Here is a 20,710-nt window from a genome sequence, read left to right as displayed (position 1 = left end):
CGGTCTGGCCGATGCCGTTTCAATCCACGCCCCCGCGTGGAGGCGAACCCGCACAGGTCTTCAAGCTTCTCGACCCGTTCAACGTTTCAATCCACGCCTCCATGTGGAGGCGAACTCCAGGTCTCGTCGGCCTTGTGCTTCAGGTCGTAGTTTCAATCCACGCCCCCGCGTGGGGGTGACCTTCTCCAACGTCCAAACGTCGAAATTGCCTAGTTGGTTTCAATCCACCCCCGTGTGGGGGCGAACGCCTCGAGCAGGTCCATGTTGTCGACCTCAAGGTCGTTTCAATCCACGCCTCTGCGTGGGAGCGAACCCAGCGAGGCTCAGACGCAAGCCACGACGCAGCAGTTTCAATCCACGACCCTGTGTAGGACCAACGGTCCCAGAAGGATTCTGACGTAATCACCGCCTTGTTTCAATCCACGCCCCACGTGGGGGGCGAATGCGGCCGGATCTACGCCGCGGTCGGTCTAGCCCCGGCTTCATTCTACGCCCAGTGCTTGGACGACCTTGGCGGTGCCCGAGGTGAACGCGTCGCGACTGTAGGTTCAATCCACGCCTCCGTGGGAGCGAGACTAGCTTTTCGCCTCCAATTTCCCGTGGGAAGCGGAGTTTCAATCCACGCCTCCGTGTGGGGGTGAACCGGAGTTCCAGAGCCGCAGCAGGGTCGAGTTGGTGTTTCAATCCACGCCCTTGTGTGGGGGCGAACCTTGCTCCACACCTCGCGGACCGCGTCGTGCCAGTTTCAATTCACGCCCCATTGTGGGGGAACCCTCGCAGACGGTCACCCCGTCGCGGACATAGCGGTTTCAATCCACACCCCTGCGTGGGGGGCGGGCTTCCCGGCTGGGAGGAAGGTATCCTTCCCTGTGCGTTTCAACCCACACCCCCCGTGGGGGGCAAGACAGTCGTCGGCCGTGACCCCCGCCACGCCCTCGAAGTTTCAATCCACCTGCCTCGTGGAGGCAAGGCAACAGGCAGGTAGCATCGGTCGAGTGGTCGTAGGCGTTTCAATCTACGCCTCCGTGTTGGGGCGAACCAGGAGCCCTCGGCCTTCGGGGTTCCGAGATCGCAGTTTCAATCCACGTCCCCTGGGGAGCGAGAGCGGCGATGGTGCTGTCGGTCTCGACGTCGAGGCGGTTTCAATCCACGCCCCGGCGTGGGGGCGACCCACATAGGTGGGGTGGGCCTTGAGGTCTGCCGTGTTTCTATCCACGCCGTTATGAGGGGCGAAACCGTCGCCCTGGTTGAGCCTGTCGAGGCCGTCGTAGTTTTAACCCACGCCTCCCGGAGGGCGAAATGGCCCGCATCCTCCTATTCGGCAGCCTCACGGGCGTTTCAATCCACGCCCCCGACGGGAGCGAGACGGTCGGCAAGGCGACCATCGTCATCAGCTACGTCCCGTTTCAACCCACGCCCATGTAGGGGGCAAGACGTTGTCGGTCACGGCGTCACCGCCTTCCAGCGGCGGCTTCAATCCACGCCCCCCGCGTGGGGGGCGAATGCGGCCAAATTACGCCGCGGTCGGTCTAGTCCCGGTTTCAGTCCATGCCCTATGTGGGGGCGACCTTGGCGGTGCCCGAGGTAAACGCGTCGCCACCGTAGTTTCAATCCACACCCCTTTAAGGAGCGAGACATATAGTATCTGTCCTTTACCGTCTGGCCGAAGCCGTTTAAATCCACGTCTCCGTGGAGGGACGAGTCCCAAGAATTTGTATCCGTAGCACATCCCGCTGCGGTTTCCATCCAGGCTTCCCGTGGGGCAAGACTACCGCATCGAGCAACAAGTTCTTCAGATCAGCGAGTTTCAATCCACACCCCTGTGGGGCGAGATCATCGACAACCCGAATATCGTCTTTGAGGCACAGATCTTTCAATCCACGCCCCCAAGGGGGGCGAGACACATTCGGGCTGATGACGAGATGTCACCAGAGGAGTTTCAATCCACGCCCTCACGTGGGGGCGAACCGGCGTCGGTCTCCATACGGGCCTTCTTGTCGGCGTTTCAATCCACGGCTCCGCGTGAAGGCGAACGCTCCCCTCTGCCGCCAGCCGGTATAAGCCCGCAGCTTTCAATCCACGACCAGGTGTGGGGGCGAACCAGACCTTCTCCTGAAGCACCAACACGTTGGGCTTGTTTTAATTCACGCCCCCGTGTGGGGACGAACGGCGGGTAACTCGAACGATTTCCCAGGCTCGGCGGTTTCAATCCACGCCCCCGTGTGGGGGCAAACCATCCTCGCCGCAGGGTGCTCGCCGCATGGCCCGGTTTCAATCCACGCCCCCCGGGCGAGGGCGAACTTGATGGAAGGCAACACGGCGGCCCGCCGGCACATGTTTCAATCCACGCCCCCGGGTGGGGGCAAACCTGGACCTGATGGAGTCCCGCATCGCCAACGCCGAGTTTCAATCCACGCCCCTGGGTGGGGGCAAACCAGCGATCCGCCGTACCACCTGACCAGCATCGTGTTTCAATCCACGCCCCCGGTGGGGGCAAACAAGCCTTAGGGCAGCATCGACGCTGCGTCGGCGATGTTTCAATCCACGCCCCCGGGTGGGGGCAATCGCTGACCCATGACCATCATCTGCCGCACTCCCGACGTTTCAATCCACGCCCCCGGGTGGGGGCAATCTCCCCTGACATAACCCACTGTATTCACTGGTTCAAAGACCCATGCTCCGCGAACCCCGTCGAAGACCAGCGGCCAAGCCCGCAAGGCTGGCTCTCGAAGCTAAAAAAACCCGATTTTCCCAATGTGTTATCGCATCCGCGATCCTCTTGGCGATTCTGCGTCCAATGGACGTTCGCAGCCTGTTCGTCTCGTCAACCAATCAGCCGGGTGAATACGATACGGTCGTTTGGTTCGAGTTCCCCAACATTGATTTGGTAGTCCTCGAACGACCGGGGGATCTCCGTCTCGGACTTCACGATCTTGGCGACCTTCACCATGTCGAAGAGCCGATCGAATGGAGCGTCGCCATATCGGCTCTTGTGGGACCAGACATAAAGTCCCCGCATCCGCATCATGGCCCGGCCGGCAGCGTGGTCCAGGGTGAACATCCTCATCATCGACTCCCAAAGGAGCCGCATGTCGTCGGCCGTCATGCCGTTCTGGATTCCCAAGGGGGCATTGTAGAACATGTGGCCACGGTAGAGAGCGTAGGTCACCATCGACCGGCGGCCGATCTCCGTCCGGGACTTGGCGAGACGCTCGGCCGTCGTCTTAGCCTGTCGGGTGATCGCCATTTCCATCGGATAAATGGGGTCGATAGACGTGGCTGGCACGATCTGCACCGGCCCTCGACGTTGACCGGCGTTCAACCCCGTAGACATGACGGCCCCGAAGTACCGAACATCGGCGAACCGCCGCACCATCTCCACTTCGGCCGCCTGCCGGACCTCATCGGTGACTCCGCTCTTCTTGCCCTTGAGTGCCGACTCCAGCCGGCTGCCGAGCTTCTGGGAGGAGATTGCCTTCCAGATCGGTGAATCGGTCGGTAGCTCGCCCTTCAGGGCTTTGTCGATGTGGGACTTCTTCGCCTGAGCCCCGGTGTAGGTCACCTTGTTGCCATCCACAACGAAGTCATCCAGGCTGTCGATGTGGTTCAGGATGTCGGTGAGACCGTCGTGGTCGCCATCCTGCTCGTCGAGGGTCACCTCGGCGAGGTTCCCGCCGGCCGCCACGACAGCGTCACGAATGTGATTGTTCAGAGGAATAGCCGGCTGGATGAACGTCTCCGCCCCACCGTATTCACGGATCAGGTTCCGCAGTTTGCTCTTGAGGCAGCCGTCGGTGACGATTCCGTGGCCATGGATTCCCTCTGTCCTGGGGGAGTTCTCCGCGTCGGGATCTCCGTTCGGGTTTCCATTTTCCACATCGAACAGGAATAGGCAGTCGTGCCGGCGGGCCGGGTCCAGCAAGACCTCGGGGATCTCGGTATAGGCGATATCCGCCAAACGGACGGGCTCGGTCAGAACGTCGGTGGTCATTGGTGTCCTCCCTTCAGAGTGAGGGTTTGCTTGGGTCATTTGGCGTCGTTGGTCGGGTTCTCGCGGCGTAACCTCCGGGCCTCCTGTTCGCGACGCATCAGTTCCCGTTGAAGGCTGAAGCCGGCGAGGAATTCACTCTGCTGCGAGGCGTCGAGATGATCGGGAATACCGCCGCATTCGACAGCCCGTCGGACCGTGGCGTCGAGAGCGGCTCCATAGAGGCGAGCGAGGCCGGGGTATTTGTCCGCCACCTTGGGGACATAGACCGCTATGGTTCGCTTCTGGAGCGGCACCATCGCCCTAGCGGGGAAGGCAGCGGCCGTCGCGACAATCTTCTCGGCGGAGGTCTTGGGGATCTTCGGGTCCGTGGTCCGCTGGATGGCGTCCATGACGGCCAGCAGCCGACCGCTGTGGAACGCCGCACTGGTCATGTGATCCACTTGGTCCTCGGTGATCTCATTGCTCTCAGCCATGGTCCGGTACCTTGAGTTCGTGTAGCTCAGGTGGAGCAGAAGGGCGGCGGTCGCGGCATCCTGGACGGCGTCGTCCCGTTGCCCCTTGACCAACATTCCGACCAGCCGTGACACGGCGATCTGCCGCAGAGCCACAGGTGGCGTCTCCTCAGTCATCGCCGTTCGGAGCAGTGACCGGACGAGCGTCGGTGATTCGGTTCCACGCTGGTGGAGTAACCGGCCGAGGGAGGCGACTCCGAGTGGCCGACGGACGAGGACGCGGTCCTTTTCGTCGAAGCGGAAGCCGCGGGCTGCCCGCAGAAACCGGCCGGCGGATTGGAGCATGGGGGTGATGTTCCGCCGAAGGTGTTCCCTCACGATCAACCGGCCCGTGTTCGGGGCCAGCAGGACGACGTGGAAGGCCGCCGCGTCGATCGCCTTGGCCCGCCGCGGGTCCGCTCCGTCCGCAATTCCTTGGAGGAGGGATAGGATCTGCTCTGGCTCTGGGGTCGCAGTTCGCTCGCCCTCCTGAAGATCCTGCGTTTCGACGAGGCCAATGGACGCCGACAATGTCCCCTCCATATCAAAATCGGCGAACGCAGCCTCCCAATCGAGGCCATCCAACGCCGAGGCCGGCGGGGGCTCGACCCAGAAGATCGCCGTCAGGCTCTTCATGGGATCGGACGCTCCGCTCTTCGGGGTGTGGCGGTAGACCACCCGCGAATACCCGGAACCCGGCTGCAACATGGCCTGCATGGCGGCCGGCAGGGCAGAGGCACAGCGGACGCAGATGCTCGCCTGCCGAGTTTGCTCCTTGCCATAGGACTGGAAGGACGCCGCATTGAACGAGGTGATCTGGCACTTCTGGCCAGTCAGAACGACCTCGCTGGGAAATTTGCTCACAACCGGCTGATCAGCGGTTCCGCAGACCGAGCACTGTTGCCGGGAAGCCTTCGCGTCAACGATCTCCAGCGAGACGCGGTCCTGCCAGAAGATCGTGAAATCGGTGTCGTCGAAGAGAGGCCCCTCGTCGTCATAGACGGCCACCACGGACCGCTGCCCAAGGTCAAACCGGCTCTTGGCCTCTGCCACGGCCAGCGACACCGCTCTTGCGTCAGACAAGGCCTCCAGGGCTTGCCGAAGCCTTTGGCTGCCGGTCTCTTCGGCGGCCTCACTAAGTACCCGCAGGTAGCCGCGATGCAAAAGGTCAGCCTTTACGGGGCCGTCTTCACCGGTGAGACCGAACGTGTAGTCGGCCCGATCGAAAAATGGGATGGCCCCTTCGCGACCCTCGACCTGCTTGCCGGAGCGGCGGAGGTCAGGAGCCAGGACCCTGGCCTTCCTACGGGCATCGATCTCGGGCCAGGGTTCGATGAACAGGCCGCCCAGCGAGCGAACGGTCACTCGGGCATCGGCCGCCCGCAGGGAGAAACCCGGCCGGCCGGCTGCAAATATCCCGGTGCCGGAGGACGCGATGCTCAAGAGATCAGGCAGCATGCCGGGCCTCCAAGGCCTGGATGTCGTCGTACAGGTCGCGGGGAACCTCGACCCAACCTTCGACGAGCCGCATGTCGAAGAAGAGCGGCCGGGTGCGGCCTACGACCTCCCGGACTCCATCAGCGTCTTTCCGTTTGAACGACATCTCGCTGCCGTCTGGGATGAAGGCTTGGTCGAAAAAGACGGGGCCGACCTCGGCGTTGAGGTAGCGGCTCGGCCGGTCCCCGGTTCCGTCCGACAACGACACCTCGGCCGCGAACTCTCGGAGGCCCAAGTAGGGAGTTTGGAAATGAGCCCCCCGCGTCAAGCGACGGGTCAACTGCTCCAGGTACTTCCGATGCGTGTTACCCGGTTCGGCATGCCGATGGAGCAGAATCCGAGCTTGCACGAGGTATTCGACATCAAGGAGATACGAGGTGGTACGGAGGGTCCGCTTCGCCGGAGTACCCAGGCTGCGGAGTGATTGTCGGGCCTGCAACTCGGTCCGCGTGATCGCCTGCTCCTGGCCCGGCTTGACGATGCCAACACGAGAGATTTCGTATCGGAACTCTGGTCGCCAGAAGACCGCCTCCAACAGGCCCCGCATGGCACTCGGGGTCGGAAAGGGATAGGTGCGTCGCTCGACTCCGAACATCGGCATCGTGAAGCAAGCCCGTTGCCCCTTCACCCGCACCTCGAAGTCCCAGCGATCATCATCACGCATCACGATCATCCCGTAATGTGTTACTACTTTCACCTGAATTTATACCTCGATAAGAGCCGCGTCCATGGTTGATGACCCGATCACGCTTGCCCGCGGGCACAGTCGTAACCATCGCGGCGGCGAGCACTATCTCGCCGACCACCTCTCATCCGTACAGTTGACCGCTGCTGAGTTCGCGAAATGGCTTCACTTCCGAAGGTCGGACGGTCGTGGGGCCGAGATCGCGTCGCTGGTCGCCGGGCTAATCGCCATCTTCCACGACGCCGCTAAGGCATCTGAAGCCTTTCAGCGGTACCTGGCTGCCATTGATGCCGGGACGACGCCAGTCCGAACAATCCATGCTGGACCATCGGCAGTTGCCTCCTGGGAATGGGTCTTGCTTGCCATGATGGGAGCCCGCCAAGGGGTATCCAAGGCGGTGGCGTCTCTGCACGCGGAGAGGGCCTTTTCGCTCTATGAGGTGCTGCTGCCGGTGGAAGGGCACCACGCTGGTCTCGGAGCGGCTTCGACCTGCGTTCAGAGGCTGGAAGGCCTCCGGACGAGTCCTGAAGCTGCCGAAGCAGCAGTGGCGGCCTTGAGGTTCCTGAAGGCCACCGGTTTGCTGCCAACCCGGCTGCCATTCTTCCCGCCATTGGAGGGCACCCGCAGGGACATGTTCATCCGCATGGTGTCGTCGGCCGCGTTTGACGCCGACCGGCTCGACACCGAGAACCACTTCAGGCCCCATGCCAAAGGGCTTCGGTCGAACTGGATGAGCATCCGCGAGGTCGCGGAACGGTTCGGGCAGAATCAGCAGGAGCTTCTGGCCCGCGTCGAGCCGATGGTTCAGGAGGGCCGCGTGTCGCGGGTGGTAGCGGATGCCCGTGTGGAACTTCACCGGAATGCCGTTGACGCGGCGGGTGAAGCCGGACTTTACCGGATGGAGGCTCCGACCGGCAGCGGCAAGACGCGGGCGTACATGGCCTTTGCGTCGCAGTGCGTACTCGACCACGGATTCCGGCGGATCATCATCGCTCTGCCGTTCACCTCGATCATCGACCAGACGGCCCAGACGCTGAAGGAGATCCTGGAAGCCGGCGGTTCGCCGCTGGCAGTTCTGGAACACCACAGCACGGCCGACCTGGGGGACGACGAGTGGCAGGGACGGACCGCCTACCGGCTGGCGGAGGAGAACTGGGACGCCCCCGTGGTCATCACGACCTTCGTGCAGTTGTTCGAGAGCCTTTTGGCGAACCGGCCGGGCCGCATGCGGAAGCTCCACAACATGGCTCGTTCCGTCATCGTGCTGGACGAGGTTCAGGCGTTGCCCGTTGGACTGTTGGACACGACGATGGACGTGCTTCACTCCCTGGTGGAGGACTGCGGCTGCATCGTCCTGTTCTCAACGGCAACACAGCCCCCCTACGAGGCGAAGATGCCGTCTCTCAGGGGCATGCCGGTCCGGGAGATCACGAAACGGCCGCATCACCTGACGAAAGAGTTGCGACGGGTCCGTTATGACCTGCTGGGCACGCCTTCGGTCCCGCTAACGGTCGGCGATATCGCCGGGATGACTTTACAGCGGCCCCAGTCGCTGGTCGTGACGAACACTCGGCGGGATGCCACCGCGATCTTCGACATCATGGCTGACCAGCCGGGGAAAGTGGAAAGCCTCTACTACCTGTCCTCCTCCCTCTGCCCTGCCCACCGCAAGCAGGTGATCGCCACGGTCGCAGCCTGCCTTGACGCAAAAGCCCCAATCCACCTCGTTTCAACCCAGGTGATTGAGGCTGGTGTCGATCTCGACTTTCCCTGGGGGGCAAGGGCGTTCGGGCCGCTGGGAAGCATCGTCCAGACCGCGGGCCGCGTGAACCGGAACGGCATGCTGAAGGAGGCGGGGAATCCTGTGCTCGGAACGCTGGCAGTGTTCCACCTGGAGGGCGGCAAACTCCCTCCCGGCGAATACACGCAGGCCGCCAACATTCTTCTGAGGCTCCTCCCTAATGCACCTCGGCTGGTTGGGCGGGACGGCGAGGATATGGGGCTGGATTTGTCCGACCCCGATTTCATGCGGCGGTACTACGGGGCACTGATCGAATTCGGCACCGATGCCCGCGGAATCCAGGATTTGCGGCGGAAGCTGGACTTCTCCGAAGTCGCCGAGCGGTACCGCTTGATCCCGGACGATCAGGTCGCTGTGTGCATCGACTGGGAAGGGAGGGGGCACGCTGCCCTAGCAAAGCTTCTGAAGGAGTCGAGCCGGGTAGCCTTCCGCCAGTGCCAGCAATACATTGTCCAGATCCCGCTATCGAAGAAGCAGGATGTCCTGGACGCCGGACTCGCCGACGATACGGCCTGCGGCATCATGCGATGGGCGGGAGGTTACGACGGCCGGCTTGGCATCCTGCTGTAACCGGCGACCTATGTCACTCCGCTCATCCTCGTGCCTTGTCCGCTGGGCCGTCTGAGAAGCGGAAACAGCGGCGTGACCTGAGTGAGTGACGCCACCGTTCAGAGACCCTTGCCTTATCAGGCGGTTATCTGCCACCCCGTCAGGTCGCTGGAGGCGGGCTGCCAGAGCATATGCTTGACCCTATTATATGCACCCACGGATACACCTGCATCAGGATGCCACATGCTTAATGTGGCTACGGAACCGCTAGAAAGCAGGAATGTACCGCCCACCGCTTTGGCGATCACCCTGCTTCTTATTATCCAATTCAGGGATCAATAGCCATCTATCGCTATTAGGGATTGACTAAATCACACAAACTTCTTACTATCAGCTTGCCTCTTGAGCAGCAACCGAAACGTCCACCGGACCTTCTCCGTGCAACGACAGAGGGTGTCCCGCATGGACTACGACCGCATGATCGCCGTGTTCTCGCTGCTGATCGGTATCGGGCAACTGGCGATCGAATTGCTCAAGTAGTAGGCGGGGGCGGCAACATGTTGCCGCCCCTTTTTCTTCGGCGACACGGCCGTGCGGGGTCGATGTTGAAAAGACAATCGTGTAAAAGGACGAGGGATGGTCAGAAAGAAAAGCTCGCTCGGAGTAAAGCCAGCCGCCCCGAAATGTCCGTTCAGTTACATCACGGGACCATTCTACGTCTATTGGCTGGTGGACCCCAGAACCAACGACACAATCTATGTTGGCCGCGGTCGAGGACGACGAGCCCGCAGCTACTACAACATGGCGTCAAACGAGAAGTATCTCCTTCCCAGTCATAACGGGCAACTCAATCAGTGGATCTCGGAAATCCGGTCGACCGGCATGGAGGTCGGTATCTTTGCCAAAGACTGCTTCAGCAACAAGAAGATGATGCAGAAACTTGAGAAGGACCTAATCAAACAACATGGTCGCTTCGACAAGGGAACGGGAACTCTCGCGAACCGGAACAACGGCGGCTGATTTTCCTATGGAAAAACGGGGGTCATGGTGGCTTTGAGCAAAGAGTGGTTCGATTACCATCTCACCCCAGCGGGGTGGCATCACGGCACCGAACGCCTCGACGGCGGGACGATCAACGAGGAGCCCGTTCCCGACGGCTGTGTACTGACCGTCCGCGTTCACGAGGAGATCGGCTCCATCGGCGGCAAGCTGCACAATTGGGTTGCTGTCCATTGGCAGCATGCCGACACGGCCTTGGTGAAGGAGCTCTTGATCCGCCATGGCCAACTCCCACCCCATTCGGGTATTGAGACTGCCACGGTCGATTGGTGACCGCTTCAGCCATTCACCGCAGAACACGCCGCGTCCGCAAGGCATCAGGACCGGCTGTCAGCGGTCCGACGTGGGCGAGAAACTCGGCCGGCGTCATCGCCAAAAGGGCGTGGTTGGACATCGTAACCTTCCTGCTCCTGAGACCAGCCTCTCATGGAACCGATACCTGTAACCGCCTCGGACCGCCGCGTCCTCCTGACGATATTCAGCACCAATGCCGGGATGTTTGACGTTGAGATGGGGCCGGTGTCGCTCAGGCCGATGCCCTGGTACACCAGCCATGGCGGTGGCGACTGCCGCCTACGCCCTCAGCCCCATCGACCTGATCCCGGACTTCATCCCGGTGCTCGGCTCCTCGACGACCTCATCATCGTGCCGGCCGCCATTCTGGTGACCGTGCGGATGATCCTCGCGGGGGTCATGACCGAACTGCGATAGGATGCGGAAGCCCGACTGCCAGGCCCGAGGCCCAGGACCGTCATCGGAGCCGCTGTGATCGTCCTGATGTGGCTCGCCGCCGCCAGTGCAGTTGCGGCAATGCGGCTGGCTCCCGAGGGACTCGTCCGGAATTGAAGCGTCCGGTATCCTCGCCGACGCCTGGACGGCCATACCAGCCCATCGGCTCGGCGGCTAGCTCGAGTCGAGGCCGGCCCGCCACCACCATATCGTCGGCGACTCTCGACCCCAGCACATCCTCGACGGCCTCGGGGTGCTGTTCAATGACCTTCAGGAGGATCCGAGTCGGCGGATCGGGGACATACCGGCTCTGCTCCCAATTCTGCACCGAATCGACATTGAAGCGGAACCGAGCCGCGAACTTCCTTTGGATCAACCCGAGTTTGGCCCGGATCGCCTTCACGTCGATGGAGACCGGCGGATGCGGGAAGCCCACCGCGACACCCAGCCGCTCCAGCGTGGAGATCACCTCGGCTGGCTCCGGAGCGTCCGCGAGCAGGACAGGCAGCTTCTCCCCGGCGACCAGCCGGGTGACGACCCCGTGGGCTTTGCGGAGCACCAGCCCGCAGCGGGCCAAGGTCTGGATCAGGGTGACGGGGTGATCGACCGCCCCGCCGAGCCGCAGGACGACGCGAACGGTGGAACCGGATGGGGCTGGGCTTCTGACCCCGCTGCTTTCCTGTTGTTCGGGTCGCTCCCTGAACGACAACTTTCCGGACATTGGCGACCTCCGGCAGCTTGCGGCCGACAGCGTTCAGCCCCGACCGCCCCAGGGCGAACATCACGCCCCCAGTCGAACGTCAGGGCCACCCCGCCGACGGCGATCGCTCCACGGAGACATCGAACACCTTGACCAGGATCACCACCGAGGCCACGGCCAGGAGGTTCTGCTTGGTAGTTCGGGTCGCGGTCGAGAGGGGATTGGCTGCCATGCTGGGGTTCCACGTGGTCGTGGATCAGGTCCGGCGGGTGCCCGGAAAAGGACCAGAAGATACGCTCGGCCGTGCAACTGTAAGGCCATCCTGACCGCGTCCGTTATGACGTTGTAGTGCATCGGTGGTCGATTGTGCAATACAACCTGATCCGCCGGCCCAGTCCGGCATGATGAGGAATTGACCATGAACCGCGTGGTAATCGTCTGGGCTGCTCTGGTGGCTCTGCTGTCCGGTCCGGCCCAGGCTCAACTGGGACCGCCGCAATCGAAAGTTCAGCGTCCCGTCTGCGAGGTGATTCAGGACGCCTCCAACTTGATGGATCTTCAGCCCAAGCTTTCCGATGCATTGGAACAATGCGGGTCGGAAAGCTGGGTGTCCGTGAACCTCGGAATCTTTTCCGCTGCCGATGTGGCGGGTCTGATCTGCCGGCCGGGTCTCCCCGTCGTGGTTGATGGGGGTAAGCTGGGATGCATGGGCGGCGTGTGGTCGGTTAACCGCCGGGTCGTCAAAACCAAGTAGGAATGGTGGGCCTGGGCCGCACGGATCCAGAACAGCACAGGCCCTATTTCCCTCTTGGCGGTTCAGGCGGCGTGATCCCCACCTCCGCATCGGTCAGGTACCGATCCCGTTCGACCATGAAACAGCGTTTGATGGCCGGCCTCTCCGCCGTGGGGGTATGGGTGGAGTACCCGCAGACCTGAAGGGAGCCGGTTGCCGAATCCAAGACCCAAACCGATGTGTCCCCGGCCTTGACCATCTGGAACTGACCGACGTTGGATGGTGGGCGGCCGGCAAGTCCATACAGGACGGAGCCGCCCAGGATGGCGGCCGACACGACAATTGCGGTCTGGGTATTCATGAACTTCCTCTGGGATCGGTCGGGAGCGACGGCATAACGGCAGTTGTACAAGGGGCGAGCCTTGTCCGGAAACGGCCCAGAACAGCAGTTGGGGCTCCGCGTGATCAATACCCCCAAAGCCGCGAGCGGGTTCGGTCATGTCCCCCTCGGTGAGCCCCAGCAATCTCGGTGAACCGGAGCAATCACCCCGTCCCGCGACTTCGCCATCATCCTATGACTGCTCCATCCATCGGCCTTGGTCCGTCGGCGGACGGGAAGAGCGGATCGGGGGTACGGCCCAGGTCGGGACCAGGAACGGCTCAGGGGGCAGGCTGGCCTCGGGCTCAGTACGGGATGGCAGAACGGCAGGGTGGAGAACACTGGGAAAGCACAGGCCCGGCTTGGTCGAATCCTGAAACTCTGACGCTTGGGTCCAACCCCCCTTTTACCTCTCTCCGTTTTTCTTTCCGTCTACTTTTCAGGCCAAATCAGAGTTTCAGAGCAAAGAGGAAAAAAAACCTAGGAATAGCAAGAATTTCACCGCTCTGAACTCAACCCTGATCTGTCCGTCAACTCTGAATCAAATCAGGGTTTGGCCTCAGGTCGGGGCCTCACCCGTTCCTTTCTGCTCCCGCCGCCGCCCGACGGCGGGGCCACGGAACTCCAAAATCAGACCCGCGGCGGGCCGGAACTCGGGTTTCAGGGTTTGCAACCCTGAACCAATCCAAGTTTCGGCTTGCCGCTGGCCATGTCGGCTTGACCCAAGCGGAAGACATGATTCCCGCCGGTCCAAATGGCGTGATAAACGCGGCCGTTCGGGAGACCGGCCAGCCGCCGCATCTCGTTGCGGAAATCCTTGAGTTCGAGGGGATTCCGGAACGCTATTTGGGCGAAATCCCGGAACAGCGGGTAGAGCTTGGATGCCGGAGTCCATGCCGTGACGTGATCGGTGGTCATGAGGTCGGCCCATTCTGCATCCAACCATTCCTCGACCTGGGACCGGGTCCGGTTCGCTTCCTGGACGCCCCGCACCCGATCCAGGACGGCCTTGATGGGGCTCTGGGCCGCGATATCGACCGACCACCACAGCAACAGCCAGTTGACCGAATTCACTGCGTTCCAGTCCAACCGGGCCTTGACCCGGATCGGGAAGAATCGGCGGTTGCCCGTGGTGTCCACGACCGAATGCCCCAACTCCTGATTGGAGCACCCAATGAACGTTGCAATATTCCGGATCGTTCGCTGAGTATTCCCATAGAGGGGGCGGTACGTCACGTCCTCGGCCGAAATCTTCCGCTTCGTGACCTCAATGTCGGACTTGGAAGCGTACGACATCTCGTCCAGGAAGTGGACCGGGATGTTCCCGAGCAATTCCGTGTTCCGGTCGTCGGTCAGCTTGGCGAAGTCCGAGTCTACCCAGGCCCGGACCTCGGCCAGCGGCGACAGCAACCGCTTGACCATCTCCGACTTGCCCCCACCCTGGGGGCCGATGAACACGGGCATCATGTGGTGGTCCACCGGGATCCCGCAGACTTTCCGCCGCACCTGCCAGATGAAATGGCCCAGCACCGCTCGGACCACTTCCGGGGACTGATCCGCGTTGTCCCCGCCGTCGGCGATGGCCGCCGGCTGTTCCGGCAAGATGGCGGCCAGGAACCGGTCCCACTCCAATTGGATCTGGGCCTCTTCCTCGGTGCCCCGCAGGTCGACCCCCAGCTTGTGCCCGAGCCAGTACAGCGTCTGTGTCCGGTAGTTTGCGACCCATTCGGCCCAGGCCCGGTCGATACCGGCCTCGCTGTAGCCCAGGCCGAAATCCTCCGCGAACATTTTCAGCCGGTCAACCAGTCGGCGTTCGTCAATGATCGTCGGGGCCAGGGTCGCGTGGAACGCCAGCACCTCCGAATCCTCCGGGTACTGGGCCAGCTTCTCCGCCGTCATGATGTCGAACCGGCTACCGTGCATGTCCAGCTTGGTCCCGGCCCGCGGGGAGACCCGCACCCAGTTCCCCAGGGTCGGCCGTACATCGTGCCGGCGGCTGTAGGCGTCCACGTAGCCCTCCAGGTCGCGGGGGTAAGTCCCCAGGGCCTCCACGACCCGTGCCCGCTTGATCTTCACCCCGACCTCGGATCGCGTCAGACCCAACTCGTCCACCAGGAACTTCATGACCGCATCCAGTTCGTCGGTCGTCAACCGGGCCATCGTGAAGCTCCCAAGGATCACCTGGGCCATGCCGGGATCTTTGCGGTCCCTCGCGGTCATCCGGCCCCGGAAGTCGTCCAGCACTGCGACAACGTCGTTCTTGTTCTCCGTTTTGTCTTCCATGTCATGCATCCCAAAAAGAAAACCCGCCGGGGGTCGCAATCCCGGCGGGCCGCTGCGGTTGTTTTGGGACGCACGCAGGAAAACTGTCGCACTACCGCTGTAGTGCCCGAATTCTATCCTGTACGTCCCAGGGCATAGCTTGCGACCCGCCCATAGCCTTATTTATCCAGGAGGGTATGAGATCATGCACGACGGGGTCAAAATTCCCGGACGGCCGGGGAAGATTTGGAAGCTCTAGGGACAACATTTCCATTCCCTCTGGTGGGGAAGAATCGTCATCGGCCGGGACGCCGGCCGGCCCACACCACCATTATGGGGCCAACACCGCTTCCACCGCTGCCTGGATGGCCAAGGCGACCAATCGCCGCTATGTCGTTGCTGGTGGGCACCGTCGAGACCAGCCTGGAGCCTCATCCGTTCCCAGTCAGTCGCGATGGGTACGGGGGCTGTGAAGTGGGCGACCGGAGCGGCAGCGAAGCCAATTGCACGCCCAGGCCGACCCACTGCCGGGACAATTGCTGCTGGCTCCAGGCGATCATGGAGAGACTGTGAGGTCTCCCGCGACATCGCCGCGGCAGCCCGCCAACACCGGTGTGAAGGGGACCATGTCCGGGGCATGCTTCCAAACCTGTCCGGGTGCCACCCACCGCCTCGGTCAGGGAGAATCCGTCACCGGAGGGGTGTCAGCCATAGACTTGACCGCCGCTCGGTCAATTTTCCCCCGCGTCTTCCCTTCGATCAGATCGCACAGATTCCTGAACCTCGTGTTGGTCGAGCGAGGGTCGGGGCCATACATGGCTCGGAGCTTCCGGAGTTCGTCGGTGATCTCCTTTTCCAACTGCCGCGACCACTCTCGCCGGGCTCCTGCCGCTCGTGGCTGCTGACCGACGGACTGCCTGATCCTATTGGCCGCAGCCATGGCATCGTAGTAGGCCGGAATGGCGTCGGAGGCCAACGAGGTCAGGAAGGTATGCGGGGCAGGCGGGGCCACCACGGTTTCTTGGACCTCCACGATTTCATCGGCCTCCAGGGCTTTCTCGACTTCTACCGCTTCCTCCGGCACCGCAGCCGGGGCGGCCCGCACCGCCGCTGGGCTGGGACCCTCCAGCCGGTCGAGGAACGTCTCGACCAACATATCCCCAATGCCGTGCTGGAGGGTGTCGCCAGCCAGCAGATCAAGGATTCCTTGACGCCCGAGGTGCCCGATCACTCGGCTCCGGAGGTCAGCCCGCTTGGTCCCCGCCAGCAGGAGGGCGGCGGTGCTGGCATCGAGGGCGACCTGCATATCGGCGGTCAGTCGGTTCTCCATAACATTGCTCCGGCTTTGAGGTGTGGCGAGGCTGAAGTCAGCCTCGCGGGATGTGTAGGGCGATTACCTGTTCGGTTTGTCGAAGCCGATCCTGCCGAAGCCCAACATCGCCGTTCAATATTTACGGTTTCCGCTAAGTCATTGAAAATCCACGTGTCAAATTTCCTGATTGGGCGTCGATGGATTTTTCTGAACGGAGCAGCCCGCTAGCCTCGGCGACCTCGCCGACGCCAACCACTCGTCGCCGGTATGCGGCCAACCCGCCCGCGACCTCATCGACTGACCTTTTGGGGAATCCCGCCAGAACGGTCACCAGGGCTTGATCAAGCGGCATAGTCCCGGTGATCACGCCGGGGTTCGGTCGCCGGCCAGGAGCGGAGTGCCGAGACCCAGCAGGGCTTGCCGGAAGCGGGGCAGTTCGGCCCGGCTAGACCGGCTGGTGATGATTCTGAAGGAAGTCATGGCTGGTCCGCCTTCATTTTCGCAGCAGGGCGTTGACCTGCTTCAGCCGCTCGGCGGCTGTGGTGCTCGCCGCCATCAGGGCGTCGTGGCCCTTCGGACCGTCGCGGAACGAGAAGCTACCGAGCAGCAACTCAAGCATCGTCGCTTCAGTTTCGAGCAACATCCTGGCGTTTGCTGCCCCTGCATCCGCTTCCCCGCCGACACCACTCACCGTCGATATTGCATATTGGTGTATGCAACCTTAGAAGGATGGCTTCACCTAGTGTTAACATTGTCCGATAGACCATGAAGGGGTTGCACAACGCACCGGATGGAATCGGGCAATGGAACTCATCGAAAAGGTCAAGGCTCTCGCCGCCCGCATTGAAAAGCAGCGGGCATCCGTGCAGACGGAGGAAGCGGCCAAGACGGCGTTCGTGATGCCCTTTTTGCAATCCCTCGGCTACGACGTATTCGACCCGCATGTGGTCGTTCCAGAATTCACCGCCGATGTTGGTCTGAAAAAAGGGGAAAAAGTTGACTATGCTATCAAGGTCAACGACAAGATCGCGATCCTGATCGAGTGCAAGGGGTGCGGCGTCAATCTGGGGCAAACCCAGATGTCGCAGTTGTACCGGTACTTCCACGTCACCGAGGCTCGCTTCGCTATACTGACGAACGGAATCGAGTACTGGTTCTATACCGACCTGGACGAGCCCAACAAGATGGACCAGAGGCCATTCTTCCGGTTCAGCATGCTGGACCACCGATCCGACGACGTGGGAGAACTCCAGAAGTTTACGTCCGACGCTTTCGACGTTGCGGCCATCCTGTCCACCGCGAGCAATCTCAAGTACTCTTCGGCGATCAAGGCCGAATTGTTGAAGGAATTCGACAACCCATCGGACGAAATGATCCGCTTGCTGGTCAGCCGCGTCTTCGAGGGGAACATCACCGCGAAAGTGAAGGCCGACTTTGCCCCGCTGGTGGCAACGGCGTTCAAGGACGCGATTCGGGATCGGGTCAGCGACCGGCTGGTGACGGCCCTGGAGGTCACCAGCGGTGCCGCGGCGGGTCTGACGGTGTCGATTCCTACAGCCGCCCCGACGGCCCCACCATCGACCGTTGACGGCCAAGAGGAAGAAATCGTCACGACCGAGGAGGAAATCGAGGGCTTTCACATTGTGAAGGCAATCGTCCGATCCGAAGTGAAGGCCGACCGGGTCGTCATGCGAGATACCAAGAGCTATTGTGCCATCCTGCTGGACGACAACAACCGGAAACCACTGGTCCGCCTGTATTTCAACAGCAAGTCGGTCAAATACCTCGGCCTGTTCACGGACAAACAGGAGGAGAAGGTCAAGATCGAAAGCCTGGACGACATCTACACGTATGCCGAGCGGCTCAGGGTAACCGCGGCGACCTACGACAAGGCCAAGGCTGCGGCACCGGTCTGACCTATAGTTTGAGGGCACGAGAGGGGACGGGTCAGTCTTCGACCGGCCCGCCCCGAAGCCGCTTGGTCGCGGACCGCTTTGTCTTTCCTTCGAGTCGCCGCTGTTGCGACCCGTAGGTTGGCTTGGTTGGTCTGCGGGGCGGTGGCGGGGGAGCGGCTGCCTCGCGGATCAGGTCGATCAACCTCTCCAAAGCATCATCACGATTCCGTCGCTGTGAACGGTAGCGGTCGGCCTGGATGAGCAGAACCCCGTTCTGAGTTACGCGGGAACCAGCCAGTTTGGCCAACCGGGCCTTCACATCTGGCGGAAGGTTTGGCGATGCTGCCACGTCGAAGCGGAGTTGGACAGCCGAGTCTGTCTTGTTGACATGCTGCCCTCCGGGACCCGAGGCCCGGACGAATTCCTCCTGGAGTTCGCTTTCGTCCAGGGAGATCCGATGGGTGACGCGGATCATGCAGGCCCCCGCCGAGGAAAGGGTGATATCGGCCAGAACATGTTGACGTGCTGGCCGCCGGGGCCGGAGGCGCGGATGAACTCCTCCTGCAACTCGCTTTCATCCAGGCTGATGCGGGGATTGACCCGGATCATGCGCCCCCCTCCGAAGGCGGCTCCACCGGAGTGCGGGCGCGGAAAGCACGGGCGAGTGCGGCGAAGCCGGCGACGTCGATCTCCTCCGCGCGGGCGGTCGGGGCGATGCCGGTCTCGTCCAGCAGGGCTTCGGCGTTGCCCAGCGACTTCAGGCTCTGGCGCAGCATCTTGCGGCGCTGGCCGAAGGCGGCGGCGGTGACCTGTTCCAGCGCGCGCCAGTCGGCCGGTTCCGGGCTGGCCCGCGGGGTCAGGTGGACCACCGTCGATTCGACCTTCGGCGGCGGGGTGAAGGCGCGCGGCGGCAGGTTGAACAGCACGCGGGCGTCGGAGCGCCATTGGGTGATGACCGACAGCCGGCCATAGGCCTTGCTGCCCGGCTTCGCCACCAGCCGGTCGGCGACCTCCTTCTGGAACATCAGGGTCAGGCTGACATAGGCCTCGATCCGTGCCAGCCAGCCGAGCAGAAGCGGGGTCGCGACATTGTAGGGCAGGTTGGCAACGATGGCGCGTGGGGCGGGGGCGAGGTCTTCCGGGTCGACCGTCAGGGCGTCGGCCTCGACGATGCTCAGGCGGCCCTGCGACGCCTCGATGACGTCCTGCAGCGCCTCGATGAAGCGGCGGTCGCGTTCGATGGCGATGACCTTCACCGCGTTGGTCGCCAGCAGCGCGCGGGTCAGGCCGCCGGGGCCGGGACCGACCTCGATGGCGGTGGTGCCGGCCGGCAGGTTGGCCGAGCGCGCGATCCGCCCCGTCAGGTTCAGGTCGAGCAGGAAGTTCTGTCCCAGCGACTTGCGCGCATCCAGCCCGAAGCGCGCGATCACGTCGCGCAGCGGCGGCAGGGCGTGCGGGTCGAATGCAGCCGGGGTGGATGCGGGCGCGGAGGGGGCGGAGATCGGGTCGGTCATTCCCGACTTATAGGCATCCCCCACGCGCTTCACCAGACGGCAGTTTGCAACAATGACTTCAGCTGTGGCTACAGCAGGCGGCGCAGCAGAACGACGGCGACCACGCCGGCTACCACCGCGACCACCATCGGCACGCGCCGGGCGATCAGGCAGACGAAGGCGGCGGCCAGCGCGTCGGACGGGCGCGACAGGGCGGCGGGCGCCACCAGGGCGACCAGGACGGCGCCCGGCGTCGCCTCCAGCGCCGCGCTCGCCGCCCGGCCGGGCCGGATCCGCGCGATCAGCCACGGCCCGCCGATCCGCGTCATCCAGGTGACCAGCGCCCCGCCCAGCACGATGGCGAAGACGCTCCAGTCCAGGTGCAGCGACTCAAGCATCGCGCGCCCTCCCCTGCCCTTTGGCCTGTATTGCGGCGACCGCTCCGCCGGCCAGCGCACCCGCCAGAATGTGCCAGGTCCCTCCGGAGGACAGCGCATGCACGGCCAGCGCGGCGGCGGCGCTGGCCAGCCAGGGCGGCAGCGAACCCGCTCCGCGCCAGAACCCGGCCAGCAGGCACAGGAAGACGGCGATGAAGGTGAAATCCAGCCCCCAGGCGGCGGGGTCGGCGATCAGCGCACCGGCCAGCGTTCCGGCCACCGTGCTGGTGAGCCACGCCAGATAGAGCGTCACCGCCACGCCGTACCAATAGGCCAGCGTCAGCTCAGGGCCTCGGCGCAAGGCCAGCGCCCATTGCTCGTCAGTCATGAAGAACAGCGCCAGCCCGGCCCGCCCACGCGGAACGCCGCGAAAGCGCGGCTCCAGCGTCGCCCCCATCAGCAGGTGGCGCAGGTTGACCAGCAGGATAGCGCCGACCACCGCCAGCCCGGCGGTGCCCCCACTCCCATTTTTGTCCAGAAGCTCGACGGCGACGAACTGGGAGCTGCCGGCGAAGACCAGCGCGCTCATCAGCCCCATGTCCAGCGCGGACAGCCCGGCCTTGGCGGCGAGACTGCCCAGCAGGAAGCCGAAGGGAACCGCACCCGCCACGATGGGCAGGCAATGGACGACGCCCGCCGCGAACTCCTGCCGCGGGGATGCCGGGATGGTGATGCTGTCCATGCTCATGTGCGGGAA

General features: G+C 63.0%; 20 protein-coding genes. 6 read left to right on the top strand and 14 right to left on the bottom strand.

The annotated features are described in order from the left end of the window. Nucleotides 1-2,824: 2,824 nt before the first annotated feature. Genes FZ938_RS10140 through cas5c form a run of 3 tightly spaced genes read right to left on the bottom strand, consistent with a single transcriptional unit; the run spans nucleotide 2,825 to nucleotide 6,643 of the window. Nucleotides 2,825-3,991: a type I CRISPR-associated protein Cas7 gene (locus FZ938_RS10140; RefSeq protein ID WP_174757264.1), complete on the bottom strand. Its 1,167-nt coding sequence runs from the start codon at nucleotides 3,989-3,991 to the stop codon at nucleotides 2,825-2,827. Nucleotides 3,992-4,026: 35 nt separating this feature from the next. Continuing rightward, nucleotides 4,027-5,940, bottom strand: coding sequence for a type I-C CRISPR-associated protein Cas8c/Csd1 (locus FZ938_RS10135; RefSeq protein WP_149198366.1), 1,914 nt, complete (start codon nucleotides 5,938-5,940; stop codon nucleotides 4,027-4,029). After that, nucleotides 5,930-6,643: a type I-C CRISPR-associated protein Cas5c gene (gene cas5c / locus FZ938_RS10130; RefSeq protein ID WP_174757262.1), complete on the bottom strand. Its 714-nt coding sequence runs from the start codon at nucleotides 6,641-6,643 to the stop codon at nucleotides 5,930-5,932. Before cas5c ends, FZ938_RS10135 begins: the two co-directional genes overlap by 11 nt. Nucleotides 6,644-6,707: 64 nt before the next feature. Between cas5c and FZ938_RS10125 the strand changes: the two genes are divergently transcribed. From FZ938_RS10125 to FZ938_RS31525, 4 genes are all read left to right on the top strand, one after another. Further along, nucleotides 6,708-9,035, top strand: coding sequence for a DEAD/DEAH box helicase (locus FZ938_RS10125; protein ID WP_149198364.1), 2,328 nt, complete (start codon nucleotides 6,708-6,710; stop codon nucleotides 9,033-9,035). A gap of 615 nt (nucleotides 9,036-9,650) precedes the next feature. Then, nucleotides 9,651-10,034, top strand: a complete 384-nt coding sequence (locus FZ938_RS10120) for a GIY-YIG nuclease family protein (RefSeq protein WP_149198363.1) — start codon at nucleotides 9,651-9,653, stop codon at nucleotides 10,032-10,034. Nucleotides 10,035-10,058: 24 nt separating this feature from the next. Next, nucleotides 10,059-10,346, top strand: coding sequence for a hypothetical protein (locus FZ938_RS10115; protein WP_149198362.1), 288 nt, complete (start codon nucleotides 10,059-10,061; stop codon nucleotides 10,344-10,346). Between the two features lie 214 nt (nucleotides 10,347-10,560). Continuing rightward, a complete protein-coding gene (locus tag FZ938_RS31525) occupies nucleotides 10,561-10,740 on the top strand; it encodes a DUF1232 domain-containing protein (protein WP_348520501.1) in 180 nt (59 codons plus the stop codon). Nucleotides 10,741-10,824: 84 nt separating this feature from the next. Here the strand turns inward: FZ938_RS31525 and FZ938_RS10105 are convergent, their stop codons facing one another. Further along, nucleotides 10,825-11,523 carry a helix-turn-helix domain-containing protein gene (locus tag FZ938_RS10105; RefSeq protein WP_149198361.1) on the bottom strand — a complete coding sequence of 233 codons (699 nt, stop codon included), beginning with the start codon at nucleotides 11,521-11,523 and terminating at the stop codon, nucleotides 10,825-10,827. 79 nt (nucleotides 11,524-11,602) lie between these two features. Next, complete coding sequence (locus tag FZ938_RS31355; protein ID WP_281399697.1) at nucleotides 11,603-11,734, bottom strand: hypothetical protein; 132 nt, start codon at nucleotides 11,732-11,734, stop codon at nucleotides 11,603-11,605. 186 nt (nucleotides 11,735-11,920) lie between these two features. Between FZ938_RS31355 and FZ938_RS10100 the strand changes: the two genes are divergently transcribed. After that, the gene (locus tag FZ938_RS10100) at nucleotides 11,921-12,256 is read left to right on the top strand and encodes a hypothetical protein (RefSeq protein ID WP_149198360.1); all 336 of its coding nucleotides are present in this window, start codon (nucleotides 11,921-11,923) and stop codon (nucleotides 12,254-12,256) included. 43 nt (nucleotides 12,257-12,299) lie between these two features. On the opposite strand, the gene FZ938_RS10095 is transcribed toward FZ938_RS10100, so the two are convergent. The 4 genes from FZ938_RS10095 to FZ938_RS30505 all read right to left on the bottom strand — a co-directional run bounded on the left by FZ938_RS10095 (nucleotide 12,300) and on the right by FZ938_RS30505 (nucleotide 16,831). Beyond that, complete coding sequence (locus tag FZ938_RS10095; protein WP_149198359.1) at nucleotides 12,300-12,596, bottom strand: hypothetical protein; 297 nt, start codon at nucleotides 12,594-12,596, stop codon at nucleotides 12,300-12,302. Nucleotides 12,597-13,274: 678 nt separating this feature from the next. Further along, nucleotides 13,275-14,897 (bottom strand): VapE domain-containing protein, encoded by a 1,623-nt coding sequence (locus tag FZ938_RS10090; RefSeq protein ID WP_174757260.1) that lies wholly within the window; start codon nucleotides 14,895-14,897, stop codon nucleotides 13,275-13,277. Nucleotides 14,898-15,552: 655 nt separating this feature from the next. Further along, a complete protein-coding gene (locus FZ938_RS10085; RefSeq protein WP_149198357.1) occupies nucleotides 15,553-16,206 on the bottom strand; it encodes a hypothetical protein in 654 nt (217 codons plus the stop codon). Nucleotides 16,207-16,681: 475 nt separating this feature from the next. Then, nucleotides 16,682-16,831 carry a hypothetical protein gene (locus FZ938_RS30505; protein ID WP_174757259.1) on the bottom strand — a complete coding sequence of 50 codons (150 nt, stop codon included), beginning with the start codon at nucleotides 16,829-16,831 and terminating at the stop codon, nucleotides 16,682-16,684. A gap of 160 nt (nucleotides 16,832-16,991) precedes the next feature. Here FZ938_RS30505 and FZ938_RS10080 point away from each other — a divergent pair, with 160 nt between their 5' ends. After that, complete coding sequence (locus FZ938_RS10080; RefSeq protein WP_149198356.1) at nucleotides 16,992-18,104, top strand: type I restriction endonuclease; 1,113 nt, start codon at nucleotides 16,992-16,994, stop codon at nucleotides 18,102-18,104. A gap of 31 nt (nucleotides 18,105-18,135) precedes the next feature. Here the strand turns inward: FZ938_RS10080 and arfB are convergent, their stop codons facing one another. The 5 genes from arfB to FZ938_RS10055 all read right to left on the bottom strand — a co-directional run bounded on the left by arfB (nucleotide 18,136) and on the right by FZ938_RS10055 (nucleotide 20,701). After that, a complete protein-coding gene (arfB, locus tag FZ938_RS10075; protein WP_149198355.1) occupies nucleotides 18,136-18,558 on the bottom strand; it encodes an alternative ribosome rescue aminoacyl-tRNA hydrolase ArfB in 423 nt (140 codons plus the stop codon). Continuing rightward, on the bottom strand, nucleotides 18,555-18,692 hold the full coding sequence (locus FZ938_RS10070; protein WP_246457814.1) for a hypothetical protein: 138 nt from the start codon (nucleotides 18,690-18,692) through the stop codon (nucleotides 18,555-18,557). Before FZ938_RS10070 ends, arfB begins: the two co-directional genes overlap by 4 nt. Next, nucleotides 18,689-19,597 carry a 16S rRNA (adenine(1518)-N(6)/adenine(1519)-N(6))-dimethyltransferase RsmA gene (gene rsmA, locus FZ938_RS10065; protein WP_149198354.1) on the bottom strand — a complete coding sequence of 303 codons (909 nt, stop codon included), beginning with the start codon at nucleotides 19,595-19,597 and terminating at the stop codon, nucleotides 18,689-18,691. The genes FZ938_RS10070 and rsmA overlap by 4 nt, the downstream gene beginning before the upstream one ends. Nucleotides 19,598-19,665: 68 nt before the next feature. Further along, nucleotides 19,666-19,974, bottom strand: coding sequence for an AzlD family protein (locus FZ938_RS10060; protein WP_149198353.1), 309 nt, complete (start codon nucleotides 19,972-19,974; stop codon nucleotides 19,666-19,668). Continuing rightward, nucleotides 19,967-20,701 carry an AzlC family ABC transporter permease gene (locus FZ938_RS10055; protein ID WP_174757257.1) on the bottom strand — a complete coding sequence of 245 codons (735 nt, stop codon included), beginning with the start codon at nucleotides 20,699-20,701 and terminating at the stop codon, nucleotides 19,967-19,969. Before FZ938_RS10055 ends, FZ938_RS10060 begins: the two co-directional genes overlap by 8 nt. Nucleotides 20,702-20,710: the final 9 nt, after the last annotated feature.

Source organism: Azospirillum oryzae (genome assembly GCF_008364795.1).
Lineage (GTDB): Bacteria > Pseudomonadota > Alphaproteobacteria > Azospirillales > Azospirillaceae > Azospirillum > Azospirillum oryzae.
Note: the sequence above shows the minus strand (reverse complement) of the source record. Positions and strands in the feature narration are given on the sequence as shown.

Excerpts from the sequence above, each read along its gene's own strand:
- FZ938_RS31525 (WP_348520501.1), top strand. The coding sequence starts at position 10,561 with ATGCCGGGATGTTTGACGTTGAGATGGGGCCGGTGTCGCTCAGGCCGA.
- FZ938_RS10085 (WP_149198357.1), bottom strand. The coding sequence starts at position 16,206 with ATGGAGAACCGACTGACCGCCGATATGCAGGTCGCCCTCGATGCCAGC.
- FZ938_RS10100 (WP_149198360.1), top strand. The coding sequence starts at position 11,921 with ATGAACCGCGTGGTAATCGTCTGGGCTGCTCTGGTGGCTCTGCTGTCC.
- arfB (WP_149198355.1), bottom strand. The coding sequence starts at position 18,558 with ATGATCCGCGTCACCCATCGGATCTCCCTGGACGAAAGCGAACTCCAG.
- FZ938_RS30505 (WP_174757259.1), bottom strand. The coding sequence starts at position 16,831 with ATGTTGCTCGAAACTGAAGCGACGATGCTTGAGTTGCTGCTCGGTAGC.
- FZ938_RS10070 (WP_246457814.1), bottom strand. The coding sequence starts at position 18,692 with ATGATCCGGGTCAATCCCCGCATCAGCCTGGATGAAAGCGAGTTGCAG.
- FZ938_RS10115 (WP_149198362.1), top strand. The coding sequence starts at position 10,059 with ATGGTGGCTTTGAGCAAAGAGTGGTTCGATTACCATCTCACCCCAGCG.
- FZ938_RS10120 (WP_149198363.1), top strand. The coding sequence starts at position 9,651 with ATGGTCAGAAAGAAAAGCTCGCTCGGAGTAAAGCCAGCCGCCCCGAAA.
- FZ938_RS10140 (WP_174757264.1), bottom strand. The coding sequence starts at position 3,991 with ATGACCACCGACGTTCTGACCGAGCCCGTCCGTTTGGCGGATATCGCC.
- FZ938_RS10135 (WP_149198366.1), bottom strand. The coding sequence starts at position 5,940 with ATGCTGCCTGATCTCTTGAGCATCGCGTCCTCCGGCACCGGGATATTT.
- FZ938_RS10060 (WP_149198353.1), bottom strand. The coding sequence starts at position 19,974 with ATGCTTGAGTCGCTGCACCTGGACTGGAGCGTCTTCGCCATCGTGCTG.
- cas5c (WP_174757262.1), bottom strand. The coding sequence starts at position 6,643 with ATGCGTGATGATGATCGCTGGGACTTCGAGGTGCGGGTGAAGGGGCAA.
- rsmA (WP_149198354.1), bottom strand. The coding sequence starts at position 19,597 with ATGACCGACCCGATCTCCGCCCCCTCCGCGCCCGCATCCACCCCGGCT.
- FZ938_RS10105 (WP_149198361.1), bottom strand. The coding sequence starts at position 11,523 with ATGTCCGGAAAGTTGTCGTTCAGGGAGCGACCCGAACAACAGGAAAGC.
- FZ938_RS31355 (WP_281399697.1), bottom strand. The coding sequence starts at position 11,734 with ATGGCAGCCAATCCCCTCTCGACCGCGACCCGAACTACCAAGCAGAAC.
- FZ938_RS10090 (WP_174757260.1), bottom strand. The coding sequence starts at position 14,897 with ATGGAAGACAAAACGGAGAACAAGAACGACGTTGTCGCAGTGCTGGAC.
- FZ938_RS10080 (WP_149198356.1), top strand. The coding sequence starts at position 16,992 with ATGGAACTCATCGAAAAGGTCAAGGCTCTCGCCGCCCGCATTGAAAAG.
- FZ938_RS10095 (WP_149198359.1), bottom strand. The coding sequence starts at position 12,596 with ATGAATACCCAGACCGCAATTGTCGTGTCGGCCGCCATCCTGGGCGGC.
- FZ938_RS10055 (WP_174757257.1), bottom strand. The coding sequence starts at position 20,701 with ATGAGCATGGACAGCATCACCATCCCGGCATCCCCGCGGCAGGAGTTC.
- FZ938_RS10125 (WP_149198364.1), top strand. The coding sequence starts at position 6,708 with ATGGTTGATGACCCGATCACGCTTGCCCGCGGGCACAGTCGTAACCAT.